The sequence below is a fragment of the Phaeodactylibacter sp. genome, assembly GCF_022763345.1.
Classification (GTDB): domain Bacteria; phylum Bacteroidota; class Bacteroidia; order Chitinophagales; family Saprospiraceae; genus Phaeodactylibacter.
Window position 1 is genome coordinate 1 of the sequence record NZ_JALEGS010000019.1, and the last position, 13,615, is coordinate 13,615.

10 protein-coding genes are annotated in these 13,615 nt (G+C 50.2%); 4 read left to right on the forward strand and 6 right to left on the reverse strand.

Annotation, left to right across the window (positions count from 1 at the left end; genetic code table 11):
- Positions 1-410: hypothetical protein (locus tag MRY86_RS04780; protein ID WP_363325460.1), on the forward strand; the 410-nt coding region annotated here is incomplete at its 5' end.
- A 12-nt stretch (positions 411-422) separates the two neighbouring features.
- Here the strand turns inward: MRY86_RS04780 and MRY86_RS04785 are convergent.
- From MRY86_RS04785 to MRY86_RS04795, 3 genes are read right to left on the reverse strand one after another with little or no spacing between them, the layout of a single operon-like run.
- A complete protein-coding gene (locus tag MRY86_RS04785; RefSeq protein WP_293569944.1) occupies positions 423-881 on the reverse strand; it encodes a GNAT family N-acetyltransferase in 459 nt (152 codons plus the stop codon).
- A 14-nt stretch (positions 882-895) separates the two neighbouring features.
- Positions 896-1,261 carry a diacylglycerol kinase family protein gene (locus tag MRY86_RS04790; RefSeq protein ID WP_293569946.1) on the reverse strand — a complete coding sequence of 122 codons (366 nt, stop codon included), beginning with the start codon at positions 1,259-1,261 and terminating at the stop codon, positions 896-898.
- Between the two features lies 1 nt (position 1,262).
- A complete protein-coding gene (locus MRY86_RS04795) occupies positions 1,263-3,872 on the reverse strand; it encodes a lamin tail domain-containing protein (RefSeq protein ID WP_293569948.1) in 2,610 nt (869 codons plus the stop codon).
- A 182-nt stretch (positions 3,873-4,054) separates the two neighbouring features.
- Between MRY86_RS04795 and MRY86_RS04800 the strand changes: the two genes are divergently transcribed.
- Both MRY86_RS04800 and MRY86_RS04805 read left to right on the forward strand, forming a co-directional pair.
- Positions 4,055-5,059, forward strand: coding sequence for an aspartate-semialdehyde dehydrogenase (locus MRY86_RS04800; RefSeq protein WP_293569950.1), 1,005 nt, complete (start codon positions 4,055-4,057; stop codon positions 5,057-5,059).
- Between the two features lie 109 nt (positions 5,060-5,168).
- Positions 5,169-6,566 (forward strand): hypothetical protein, encoded by a 1,398-nt coding sequence (locus tag MRY86_RS04805; RefSeq protein ID WP_293569952.1) that lies wholly within the window; start codon positions 5,169-5,171, stop codon positions 6,564-6,566.
- Between the two features lie 86 nt (positions 6,567-6,652).
- Here MRY86_RS04805 and MRY86_RS04810 read toward each other — a convergent pair whose 3' ends face one another.
- The 3 genes from MRY86_RS04810 to MRY86_RS04820 form a co-directional block, all read right to left on the reverse strand.
- The gene (locus MRY86_RS04810) at positions 6,653-7,294 is read right to left on the reverse strand and encodes a hypothetical protein (RefSeq protein ID WP_293569954.1); all 642 of its coding nucleotides are present in this window, start codon (positions 7,292-7,294) and stop codon (positions 6,653-6,655) included.
- A 796-nt stretch (positions 7,295-8,090) separates the two neighbouring features.
- Positions 8,091-10,664 (reverse strand): helix-turn-helix domain-containing protein, encoded by a 2,574-nt coding sequence (locus MRY86_RS04815; protein WP_293571039.1) that lies wholly within the window; start codon positions 10,662-10,664, stop codon positions 8,091-8,093.
- 109 nt (positions 10,665-10,773) lie between these two features.
- Positions 10,774-11,676, reverse strand: coding sequence for a histone deacetylase (locus MRY86_RS04820; protein ID WP_293569958.1), 903 nt, complete (start codon positions 11,674-11,676; stop codon positions 10,774-10,776).
- 146 nt (positions 11,677-11,822) lie between these two features.
- Between MRY86_RS04820 and lysS the strand changes: the two genes are divergently transcribed.
- Positions 11,823-13,367, forward strand: a complete 1,545-nt coding sequence (lysS, locus tag MRY86_RS04825; protein ID WP_293569960.1) for a lysine--tRNA ligase — start codon at positions 11,823-11,825, stop codon at positions 13,365-13,367.
- Positions 13,368-13,615 lie beyond the last annotated feature (248 nt).

The window sequence follows — 13,615 nt, forward strand, 5'->3', positions numbered from 1 at the left end:
AGCGTTCGGAAGAAGAGTTCCTAAAGCAGATCCAAGACACAACATTCACGATAAAACCAGAAGTCATGAGTACGTTGGAGCAAATTTTAGAGAGAGGACGGAGAGAAGGCTTGGAAAAAGGTCTGGAGAAAGGCCTGGACAAAGGCATCTATAAAAAGAGTATCTTCAATCTGCTCAAAACTACTGTTCGTTTCCCGGAATGGCCAGCCAGCGAACTATCTGACTTCACAGAACTGGACCTGGAGACCGTACGCACTTTCCTGTCTGTCCAATCACAGGGTGATGCTGCTGCGTTGAGAAAGTACGTCCTTGAGGACTTGCTGGCTGATATTCCGCTGAATACCGAAGATGAAGGAAAGTTGGACCGGTTGATCGGGGAGTTGACGGCTTGTAGTGGTACTAAAAGCTGACCTCAAAATGACCTACCCCAACACCATCCCCACATGCGGGATATCATCTTCCAGATACTCCGCACCCACTTTTTCAAAACCAAAAGATTCATAGAAATGGGTTAGGTAAACCTGGGCAGAAATCTTAATGGGGACTTCACCATAAAGGCGGGCACACCAGCCAATGCTTTCCCGCATAAGTATTTTCCCGGCACCTGTACGCCGGGCGCTGGGGGAGGTGACGACCCGCCCGATAGAGGCGTAGTCCGGATAAGAAATGCCCGGGGGCAACAATCGGGTGTAAGCCATGAGTTTGCCATCGGTATTATATCCAAGCAGGTGGTGCCCTGCTTCATCCTTGCCATCTGCATCGAGGTAAGGGCAGTTCTGCTCAACTACAAAGACTTCCTGCCGTAGAGCCATACTGTCGTACAGTTCCTGTAGTGATAGCTTTTCAAAAGGCAGGCAATTAAAAGAAATCGAAGTGGTCATGATTCCGGAGCCATTTAGGGATGAAAGAGGGCAGCAACGTGCGGCCCAAAGATAATCACCCCAATGATAGCGGCACAAATGGCACAAACCAAAACACCGCCCGCCGCGACATCCTTCGCACGGCCGGCAAGTGGATGGTAGTCCGGAGAGACGAGGTCTGTCAGCTCTTCAATAGCGGTGTTGAGCCCTTCTGCACCCAGCACCAGCGCGACGGCCACAAAAGCCAGGCACCACTCGGTGGCGGTGAGCCCTACGTAAGCACCAAAGCTCAGCGCAAAGGCGGTAATGATCAGATGGATCTGAGCATTCTGCTGAGTACGGATGGTGTACCACAGCCCGCGGAAGGCATCTCTGAAGCTCTTAATTCGGCCTGTCCACATTTTAGTCTAATTGTCCGGCAAGCACTACAGGGCGCTTGTCTTTTTCCACAGCGCCATCAGGCCTGAAAAGTTCAAAATACAGGATGTAAATGCCGATCCGGGCCGGGCTGCCATCGGCAGCGATGCCGTCCCATTTGAAAGTGCCGGCATTTTGAAGGGTCTCGTTATTGACCAGGCGCAGCATTTCCCGCCCCTGCGCATCAAATATCCAGACGTTGGCGGTGTAGCCCGGCTGATCGGTGGTGTAATCAATCAGCAGTACATCTTCAAAGCCGTCCTCATCGGGAGAAAACCGGGCGCGGGGAATATTGATGATCTCGTCAAACACTCCTTCGCGCTCAAAAAACTGGGAATTGGGGCCGGTCGGGGTGGCAAATCCTGCGGTGGAGGCGGCAGAGTGCCAGTTGCCATCGTCCTGCGTGCCAGCCATTGGGGAAATACGCTCCAGGCTGACGCCGTTTTCATCATCAAGTAAAGGATAGTGAAGGTCCTCTGAGTAATCGAAAGCATCCAGCGTGACCCCATTTAGCACAAGGGTCAGATTGCCTTCATCGTTGTCCAGACCAGGCAGGTCATTCTCCAGCAAGCGGTCGGGGCTTGGGACTGTATACCGGTTGAGAATGTCGGTAGGGTCCTCAGAAAATACCAGGTAATCGCCGGGGAAAATCAGAAGGTTATCGTCGACAGAAGCTTCCACACTGCCGCTCATTTTTAACCGGTTGAGCATTTGCAGACCGGCCAGGTCTATGATTTTATCACTTTGATTGTACAGCTCAATAAAATCAGAGCCGCCACTTTCCGGATTGAAGAGGATTTCATTGATGATGATATCCATAGGCTCAGCGGGCTGTGGCAATCCAATAGCAAAAGACTGCTGCTCAAGCGCGTTGCCTATGCAATCAGTGAGGGTTGTAGAAAAGTTGAGCGTGTAGGTCCGATCCGCGGACAATTCGCCATCCAGCAGGAGCAAAGCAGTCAGCCCGTCCGGCTGTAGAATGACATCAAGTATGGTTATTGCTGGTTCTAAGGTATATGCGCCAGGGGCTGTAGCTGTCCCTGTGTCCATGATTTCACTGAACTGCACGCGGATTTCCATATTGCTTTCCGGCACCACTTTGACCACAGAAGGGGGCGTAGTGTCTAGTGCAGCACCCAGCAGGCTGTTTTCAAGGCCAGGTGTGCCGCCGGTAGTGCTTTGGGAAGCCCGCCAGTTGCCGGGGCAGTCATAAGGGCCCTCCAGGCGGATCAGTTCGAGGCTGTAGCCACCATCCGAACGCTCCTCGTCCTGATACCAGGCATCCGTGTAAGTGACTTCAAACAGAATGCTCCCATTTTCATCAAGAAGGGTAGCGACATCCCCGCCGTTGGAAAGTGCCGGGAAGTCCCCCACGCTAACGGCGGGCCCCAATTCGGCAAAAGCCGGCAGGAAGGCTTCATCGCAAACTGCAACATACTGCCCAGGTTGCAAAAGGAATGAAGATAAGGCCTCCGGTGCGCTGCCTGAAGCGATTTGGATGGAACCCAAATCTATGACTTTGTCGCTGGCATTATACAATTCAAGGTATTCGGTCTCCGGTAATGCTACAGATGGGGTGGGATCAGGCATCAGCTCAGTAATGATAAGGTCACCGGGGAGGGCGGGCTGAATGTTGAAGTAGGTGAATTCAGCCTGCAGGGGAGCTGCTGTATTTCCCGCTTCATCCTGAATGTTGCTGGCGGTGAGGGTGTAAGTGGCGATGTTCTCCAAAGCGGTGCCCAACGACATTAGCACCCGGGTTGGATCTGCCTGTAATTCGGCGGAGACCGGTGTGCCAATTCCGTCGCTGATGCTATAATTTGCCGCATTATTGGCAGACAGTTCGCTTATCGGCTCGCTAAATCTTGCCTCCAGTTGAAAAGCGGTATTTGGGGTGACTTCCAATAGGGTAGGAGGGGCGGTATCGGTAAAGAGTGGATCGACCAGGACCTCATCCAGAAAAAACAGCTCGGCACGGGTACTCGTGTAAGTGCAAACCCAGCCAAAAAAGCTGCCGATGGGATAAGTCAGGTCGGTCGCAGTGCCTTCGAGAGTGAAGTCGGTGCCTCCGCTGTAGTCAGTTTCCAATGTCCATTCCCCTTCAGCAGATCGGGTGACCCTTATGCGGACTAGGGCAGGATCGCTGCCCACCGCACCTGTCGTGCCACTAATCAGTGAGGTTGAAGCGGTCCCGTCCTGCCGGAAGAGCTCCACGGCGTCATCACCGCCTGAGATGCCACCAATCCGCACATAGTACCCATTCAGTGCTCCTTTAAGGTCTGGGGAGGAAGCCGATAAATAGATACGTGCGAAATTGCTGGAAGAAGGAGAGAACTCGGTCCGGACGTAGAATGCCCAGGTCGTAACGGCATCCGTTGAGGTAGGCGCAGGTACGTAAAGCGCAGATTCATTGCTGCTGCCCGGGTCGGTATCCAGCAATTGCAATTCGCCATCGGTTACGGTAAATCGGCCGGCATCGCCCAGCCATTCAGGGTTGGAGGAGAAATCACCATCCGAAAAATCGTCCTGAAGTTGGGCATAAGCCGGACTTGCAAGGAAGGGCAACAGTAGGAACAGGTAATAGAGTGCTTTCATACCCCAAAAATAGCGAATTCAACACAGCTAAGGAAGGTTAAGACGGCTACATCCTTATTTTTTAACGACTGTAGGGGCAAAACCTTTTGGTAATTACTACGGGGGCTTATCTTTGCGCACCAATTCATTGTAGAAGGTACCATGGCGGGCGCCGCCACCGGTACGAAGAAAAGATTGCAACTATGAAAGTCGCTGTTGTTGGTGTAACAGGCCTGGTGGGCACGGTGATGTGCCGGGTACTCGAAGAAAGGAACCTGCCGATCTCTGAATTTTTACCAGTGGCTTCTGCCCGTTCGGTAGGCAAAATGGTAAAGTTTAAAGGAGCAGACCACAAAGTGATCAGCATGGAAGACGCCATTGCTGCCCGCCCCGATATTGCCATTTTCTCCGCTGGTGGCGGAACCTCACTGGAGTTTGCGCCTAAGTTTGCGGAAGTGGGCACAACGGTTATTGATAACTCCTCTGCCTGGCGTATGGATCCGGGCAAAAAGCTGGTGGTCCCTGAAATCAACGGCGGGGAACTTACTGCTGAGGATAAAATTATTGCGAACCCTAACTGCTCAACCATTCAAATGGTGCTTGCACTAGCGCCCCTGCACGAAGCTTATGGTATTAAGCGGGTTGTGATATCCACCTACCAATCATTCACAGGAACGGGCATGCAGGCCGTGAAGCAGTATCAGTTGGAGAAAAAAGGGTATGAGCCAAAAGCTGAGGAGATGGCCTATCCGCATCCGATTTTTGAGAACTGCCTGCCGCAATGTGATGTCTTTCTGGAAAACGATTACACCAAGGAAGAAATGAAGCTGGTGAACGAAACCCGGAAGATTCTCAACGCTCCACATATTGGCGTAACTGCAACGGCAGTGCGGGTCCCTGTCAATGGCGGGCACTCAGAATCTGTGAATGTAGAGTTCGAGCAGCCTTTTGAGGTGGAAAAAGTCATTGAGCTGTTGAACAACACACCGGGCATTAAGGTGTTGCAGGACAACGCAAAAAACCACTACCCAATGCCACGGTTTGCCAAAGACAAAGACGACGTTTTCGTAGGGCGTATCCGCCGGGACGAGTCTGTTGCCAACGGTCTGAACCTTTGGATTGTGGCTGATAACCTACGTAAAGGGGCGGCTACAAATGCAGTACAGATTGCCGAACACCTTATTACCAGCAAGCTGGTAAACGCTTGATTGACGCTATAGCCTTGAAAAGCGGCGCATTTTCTTAATTTTGTGAACTGGAAACGACACCGTGGCTATACGCACGGTCGGAAATATTTGACTTACTACTACGAAGATTATGAAGACAAAGCTTGTACTCTGGGGGACGAACGCACAGGACGAACGCATATTGGTGGCTGTGGAATTATTGGCTGATGACAATCAGGTGAAAATCTACACTTTCCCTGAGGCGATTGCCACTGATGAGTTCTATCAGAAAATGATGGACGACTGGCGCAACGATAAAGAAGTGGAGTTCCCGGAAGCGCACATGGTGACAGAACGGGGGCTGAATATAGCGGACTCACTTTTGCCCGAAAGCATTAAAGTGGAGCGAAGTGACCTGGTCACCCGTGCACAAACAGAATGGCAGTTCATCGTACTCTCTTCCAAGCTTAGCGAGGCGTACAAGTCAGAGCTGGAAGACCTGCGGGACCGGGTAAGCCGCCTGGATGGTTTTGATAAGCAAATTTGGGAAGAGCTCAAAGGTTTCTGGGACAAAGTACAGGAGCAGGTGCGTGACCGTAATCTCTTCCGCGACCACGCGGATCAGCTCCGTGACCGGACGAACGAGCTGTTTAACGAGCTTAAGGATCTTCGTAGTAAAATGGATCAGGAATTCAAGTCCAAGTCCAAAGAAAACTACGAGCAGTTTATGGAAATGCTCGGTGAGCTGGAAGCCAAAGTCAAAGAAAATAAGCGCCTGCAGTCTGTTTTTGATGAACTGAAGAAAGTGCAGCGGCAATTTAAAAATACCAAGTTCACCCGTGAGGACCGCAATAAGGTTTGGAAACGCTTGGATAGCATGTTCAAAGAAGTCAAAGAAAAGCGCTTTGGCGAATCTGCTGGAGAGGACCACTCTCCCCTGGAAAGACTGAAGAAGCGTTATGATGGCTTAATGGGCGCAATCAACCGCATGTCCAAATCCATCAAGCGGGACAAAGATGAACTCAGCTTTCAACAGCGCAAGATTGACACCACTGATGGCCAGCTGGAAGCGCAAATTCGCACCGCCAAAATCAAAATGGTGGAAGAGCGGATCAACTCCAAGAGTGCCAAGCTCGAAGATATGGAAAAGACTAAGGTGGATCTCGAACGCCGAATGAAGGTGCTGGAGCAGAAGGAAGCTAAGCGAAAGGAACAGCAGGAAGTTAAAGAGGCACAAAGGGAAGTGGAGGCGAAAATCAAGCAGCAGATTGAGGAGGAGGCAAAAGCACGTGCCGAAGAGGCGGACAAACTCAAAGACGCTGCAGATGCCATAAAGGAAGGCAAAGGAGCGAAGCCTGCCGGCGAAGCTCCAAAAAAAGATGATAAAAAGGATGACACCGTTAGCGAAGCTTTAGCTGCCACACTCGGCGAATCCTTCGAAGACGTCGTGGACACCATTAAGGCTGTGGCTATGGTCGTATCCGACAAAATCAATGAAGCGGTTGAAGATTGGCAGGAAGACAGTGCCAATGAGAAAAATCAGGCTTAAATTCTTGTGCTTGCGCAGCAGGGTTAAGGCTCTGTAGATACGACAAGAAGGGGCCAATGGCAATAGCTGTTGACCCCTTCTGCGTTTTATGGCTTCGGCTTTCGTCCGGCGTACCGCACCACTGCAAAAAACGAGAGTGCTGTACCTGTCCATATCCCCAATGCGGAGATCAGTTGCAAGCCAGTATTTGGAAGCAGCAGGGGTAAGGACCAAAGAATAGGGACCGTGCCTAAAACGATCCAGCTTACTACCCGCAGTTGGGGACGGTCGTAATAGTCCCTTGCCGGTAGCTTTTGGTGATTAGCTATTGTCTTTATCTGTTCATGCAGGTTCCACAACCGCTTTTCATGCTCAGAGCCATCAGCCCAAACCGTTAGGCGGAGGCGCGGACCATTATCAATTCTTAATACTAGTTGATGTAGCAACGGGCTGTTGAAGTCAAGTCTGTACCATCTCAGTTTTTCAATGGGGTATGTTTGACCTTCAATCGTTAGCACTGCTTCTTCCTGATCAAAAATAAGGTCTGCTTTTCTTGAAATCCCTGGGATTCGTTTCATTAACCGTAACGGGAAAAAGAGCGGTAAGATACCGACCAAGATGAAAGCATATGGAGGCCATTGCAGTGTATTGGCATTGAAGATCAACAGGCCAATAAAGGATAAGAGCCAGAGAAAAGCGATTAGATATACTTTCCAAGCGGTTATCAGCTCTATTTTTTTCTCTTCCATAGAATATTAGATTGGTTATCAGCGATAGAAAGGTCTGTATTTTGCGCCTTCTCTACAGCATTAAACTCTAATCACCCCTGATTTTGTTAAAATTTCAGGGGATTTCGCAGGAAAATACAACAGATGGTAAGTTGGTAAATTTCACAAATTAACCGAAATAAAGCTTATTAAGATAGGGTTTTTGATTATTTTGAAGTGTATTTTTTTTCACAAAAGCCTAAATCTGTCTTTGGCTTACGCCATAGAAGTCTTCATATTTGTAATGTGATCGGAAGGTATTGAGGAGAGAGACAAGAAAAGTTAATTGAAATATGTTCATGGGATTATAATTTAGTGAAGTGCAGTCCCGGTGGTTTTTGGAAATCGCTGGGACGCACGACTCACTATGAGAACACCCACAATAATCCCAATATAAATAAAAATGGCGGACAAAAAGTGCCCGCCAAATTCTAAATCACGTTCATGGGATTATGGTCGTCTTGTTGAGATTACGATTTGTTGTGTAGTTTATATTCTCACTTGTGCGACGAAGATAAAGCAAAACTTCCGTTTCTTCCAAACAGTGCATGCATTTTATTGTGCTGTATTAGATTTTTTATATCTAATTAGGATCTATTTTATTGAGAATCACGGAAGTAGACAAAAGATTATTTTTTGGATATGTTCATGGGATTATAAGTGAAAATCGCGTTCCACTTTGCGGAGCGCGATTTTTTTTGTGGTGCTTCATAGTCGGCGCAAAAGAAGTGCCCCTCCTGATAACTCAAATAGCAAGCCTACAATGGGCACAGTTTTTTCAGGTGTTCAGCATTTCTTCCAACATTGCCTCCATCTTCATTCTCGCCTTTTTATCCTTAGGTCCCGGATTCAGGACCGGATTTTCGGGTTGAGCCAATGCCATTTTTAAATGACCATAGGAATAAGTGCCTCCGAATTGCCTGTATAGGGTATTCAGTTTTAATTCTTTCATTTCTCTGGCTTTTTCCTGTATGGCAGCGATGGCCTCTTCCTTTAAGAATGATGTGGCGCTCAGGACACCCTGTTTAATAAAGTGGGCGATATGCCCTTCGATCGTTGATACTGCCAGGTTTCTTTCCCTGGCAATCTCCTCTATGGACATGCCCTTTCGGTACCGGGTCAACGTTTCCTCTTTTGTGCCTGTTTTTGTGCCGGTACTTACCGGTTTAGTACTCAGTGGGGTTCTGGGTACAGGTAGTGGTTCAACTCCCTGCCTGCTGCAATAACCCTGCACTATTTTCAATAAAGCCGCTCCATATTGTTCCATCCGCTTTTTACCGATGCCATAACTGCGCTTCAGCAACTCAGGTGTATTGGGGAGATGAGTCGCAAGATGGAACAAAGCCTGGTTAGGTAGAATCCGGAAGATGGGCAGGGCTTGTGCATTAGCTTCCGCCCGCCGCCATTCAATCAAGTGCTGCAGTAGCTCGGGGTGGGGCACCTTTTCTTTGCTGAGTTTTACGGCTGTTTGGGCTGGCCGGGCCGATGGTTGCTGCTTCAAGTCTAGCATAGCATCCGTTTTAGCCCGGAGTAGGTCAGTAGGGGAGAAGCCCGAAGCAGTCCTTTCCAGTCCCTTTAGTTTGATGAAAGCCTCTTCGTGAAGTTGCTCCAGTGCTTCCTGTATAGTTTCTTCAATTTTCTGGTTATCGGTTTCAACAGAGATGCCTTTGAGAGGCTCCAGAACTGAGGCTTTCAGCTGGCTGGCAAACCAGGCTGCTGCCTGCTTAGTACGGTCCTGAAGTAACACGTTCTCTGCCGGCATGCCTCCCTCTTTAAAGAAACCCTGCAGCTGAGCCTGAAAACGCTGTCCCACGGGATAAAGCTCCTGCTCTGCAAAGGCCCAGGTTTCCTGAAAAAGCTCTGCTGCACCGGGCAGCAACTTGTGCTCGTACTCTAAAAACACCCGTTGTGCTCGTTGCATGCGCTTCTTCAACGCCCGGAAGTCGAACAGTTCCAATAGTATGGATTGCTGAAAAGCTACTTTAGCATCCTGCAATTTGGCCTCATCCGGTGCATTGCGCTCCGCCTCCTCTGAGAAACGTTGTACTTTTATATCGGTGCGTACGCTGGAGGACTTGATGCGGGAGCGTAGCACGATACCTTCAAAAGTCTTACACCGGCTGAGCGCTACGTACACCTGTCCGTGCGCAAAAGCCGCCTGTGCATCCAGAATCACCCGCTCAAAAGTCAGCCCCTGGCTTTTATGGATGGTGATCGCCCACGCCAACCTCAGAGGATACTGCGTGAAGGTGCCAACGATATTTTCTTCCACTTCTTTCACCCGTTCATTTAGCTTGTACTTGCGGTTGTGCCATTCTTCCTTACGTACCGTGATGGCGGATTCCTCCCCGGGGCATAGGACGGTGATCCCTTTGTCTTCATCAATGGCGCTGATTTTTCCAATTTTGCCATTGTAATACTTACGGTCAGCGCTGTTGTCATTTTTGATGAACATCACCTGCGCTCCCACTTTCAAATGCAGTTCTTCATCTGCCGGATAGGCATGTGCCGGAAAGTCACCACTGACATCCGCCTTAAACCGGTGCACTTTGCCTGGAAGTGCAGACAATTGTTCTGAATTGATGTTGTTGGCGCTATAATTGTGCGTCGTGAGGGTGATGTAATCGTCTTTGTCCGGCAATTGGTCAAGCGGCTGATACCGGCTGTTGAGCGTCTCCAGTGCGGCTTCATCTATCTGATTATTGCGCACCTTATTCAAGAGGTGGATAAAGGTATCGTCGGATTGCCGGTAGATATGCCTGAGCTGTACTGTGACAGGATCTGTTTGCTGTAAAGCCTTGCTGCTAAAGAAAAAGGGCGTATCGTAATGCGGTTGCAGCAGTTCCCATTCTTCGTCCTTCACCACGGGAGGAAGCTGATGCAAATCCCCAATCATTAGCAATTGTACACCGCCAAAGGGTTGGTAGGGTGTCCGGTAGCGGCGCAGCACCTCGTCGATGCCGTCGAGCACATCCGCCCGCACCATACTGACTTCATCAATAATGAGTAAATCCAGGGCCCGCAACAGCCTCGCCTTTTTTCGGCTGAGCCGCCGGAACAGCCGGTTGTCCCGTTTATTCCCTGGTACAATAGGCCCGAAAGGCAATTGGAACAGGGAGTGAATCGTCTGCCCGCCCGCATTAATCGCCGCTACGCCGGTAGGGGCGACCACCGCCAGCCGTTTGGGCGGTTCGGATTTGAGGGTTTTCAAAAAGGTAGTCTTACCAGTGCCGGCTTTGCCAGTCAGGAAAATGCATTTGTTGGTATGAGATACAAATTCGCGCGCGAGCTCCAACTCGGGGTTGTGTCCCGCCTTCGTAGAACTACGGCGGGCAAAGTGTGGCTTTGTCATAGTTTTCAGGGGTTGGTGATACAGAGAATAATTTGCGCCTTAAAAATACACTTTTTGTGTTTTTATTCAAAATTAAAAAACGAAAAATTTATTTAATCTGGCACATCCTCTAAAAATACACCTCCTCCGCCACCCGAAACGTATTGGCGTGCGCCTCCACAATATGCGCCAGCCGCTCCGAGTACCCGCCACCCATGCTAATGGCGACCGGCAGGTTACTGGCTTTGCAGGTTTTGAGGACAAATTCATCGCGCTCCCGGCAGCCCTGCAGGCTCAGGCTGAGGCGGCCGAGCTTGTCGGAGTAGATGACGTCTACACCGGACAGATAAAATACCTGATCAGGCTGCACTTCGTCGATGAGGCGGGGCAGGGCTTCGCGCAGGGCCTTTAGGTAGGGGCCATCCTCGGTTTTATCGGGCAGCCCGATGTCGAGATTGGAAGGGACTTTGCGGTGGGGATAGTTTTTCTCGCCATGCATGCTGAAGGTGAAGACCCGGTCGTCATGCTGAAAGATTTGCGCAGTGCCGTTGCCCTGATGCACGTCGAGGTCGACCACCAGTATCTTTTGGGCAATGCCGTGGTGGAGCAGGTAGTTGGAAGCAATAGCGATGTCATTGAACACACAAAACCCCTCGCCTTTGTGGGTGAAAGAGTGATGCGTACCGCCCGCCACATTCATGGCAACCCCATGCTGCCGCGAAAAAAGCGCACACTGTACCGTACCATTCGCAATATGCCGCCCCCGGTGGATCAGCTTCTCCGACATGGGGAAGCCGATGGCACGGATCTCCTTTTTGCTCAGTGTTTGAGTTTTAAGTTTTTCCCAGTACGCCGCATCATGCGTCCAAAGAATTTCCTCCTCCGTCAGTGGATCGGGGTGAAAAAACTGATCCTCTGAGACCGTCCCTTCGTACAGCAGCTGCTCCGGGATGAGCTCGTACTTAATCATCGGGAACCGGTGTTTCTCCGGCAGCTCGTATTTGTAAATGGGCGAAAAAGCGATTTTGAGCATAATTCTAATTAGCAATCAGAAGAATGAACTCATAAGAGTGGCAGAAGGTTTACAACCATATATTTCTGCAATTTTTTAATTAACACTACTTTTGCAGCTTTATTTAGCAGGATGTGCTAATCAATAAAAAATTAACGCAAAACCACATGCAACTGAGCGAACAGGAAATCTTGCGCCGGGAAAATATGGAGAAACTCCGTGAGCTCGGCATCGACCCTTTCCCTCCCGAAGCTTTTGACGTGACCGCTTACGCCAAAGAAATTCAGGAAGAATTCAATGACGAGGGGGATAAACCGAATTTCCAGGATGTCAGCCTGGCCGGCCGTCTTATGGGCAGCCGCGTCATGGGCAAAGCTTCCTTCGCTGAATTGCAGGACAGCACCGGCCGTATTCAGGTCTACATCGCGCGGGATGAAATTTGCCCGGGCGAAGACAAGGATATGTACAATAAGGTCTTTAAAAAGCTGCTGGATATAGGCGACTACATCGGGGTTAAAGGACATGTGTTCCGTACGCGAATGGGCGAAATTACGGTGCATGTCACGGAGCTTATCGTACTGGGCAAAACCCTGTCTCCACTCCCTGTGGTCAAGCGGGACGAGGAGGGCAACGTTTACGATGCCTTTACTGACCCTGAGCAGCGCTACCGCCAACGCTACCTCGACCTGACGGTGAACCCGCATGTGAAGGAAATCTTCCTCAAGCGCAGCCGGCTGGTATCTGCCATGCGTCGTTTCTTTGACGACCGTGGCTGGCTTGAGGTGGAAACGCCTATCCTGCAGCCGATCCACGGTGGGGCAGCGGCCCGGCCGTTCAAAACGCACCACAATACACTCGATATGCCGCTTTACATGCGGATCGCGAACGAGCTCTACCTCAAGCGCCTCATCGTTGGCGGGTTTGAAGGCGTTTACGAGATCGGCAAAATGTTCCGCAATGAGGGTATGGACCGTACACACAACCCGGAGTTTACCTCCATGGAGATCTACATTGCCTACAAGGACTACAACTGGATGATGGAAATGGTCGAGAAGCTCCTGGAGTACATCGCCATTGAAGTCACCGGGCATACCAAAGTGGAGTACGAGGGCAACCTGATCGACTACGCTGGTCCCTACCGTCGTTTGAGCATGTACGAGTCCATCGAAGAATACACCGGTATCGATATTTCTGAAATGGACGAAGTTGAGCTGCGCGCTACCTGCAAAAAGCTGCACATTGAGGTAGACGAGAGTATGGGGCGCGGTAAGCTGATCGATGAGATTTTCGGGGAGAAAGTAGAGGCCAACCTGATTCAGCCCACTTACATCACCGATTACCCCATCGAGATGACGCCACTGGCGAAAAAGCACCGCAGCAAGCCCGGTCTGGTGGAGCGCTTCGAGCTGTTTGTCAACGGCAAGGAAATCGCTAATGCGTATACCGAGCTGAACGACCCGATTGATCAGCGGGGGCGCTTCGAAGAACAGCTTAAACTGGCTGAGCGCGGAGATGAAGAAGCTATGGCGTTGGATGATGCCTTCCTGCGGTCGTTGGAATACGGCATGCCCCCGACCTCAGGCCTCGGTATCGGCATTGACCGCCTGACCATGCTTATGACCAATCAGCATTCCATACAGGAAGTGCTGTTCTTCCCGCAGATGCGCCCGCAGAAAAAGCAGGAAGAGGCACCGGAGGATACTGCTGAATAAGCAACTGCCATTGGAAAAAGAGGAAGGCAATGCCATTTAGGTGTTGCCTTTCTTATTGTAGGCAGGCATCATTCTATACTGACGATTAAGTGGTTTGCCACAGCAAACCTACTCAATGCTTGCATTTACGCTGGGAAGTGGCTTGCGCTTGCCCTGACAAGCTATGCTTCGTCAGTGGCCGATGTCGCAAATCCAAGATTCCAGACGATGAATGTCTGGATCAACGACCCAGACGATGAATGTCTGGA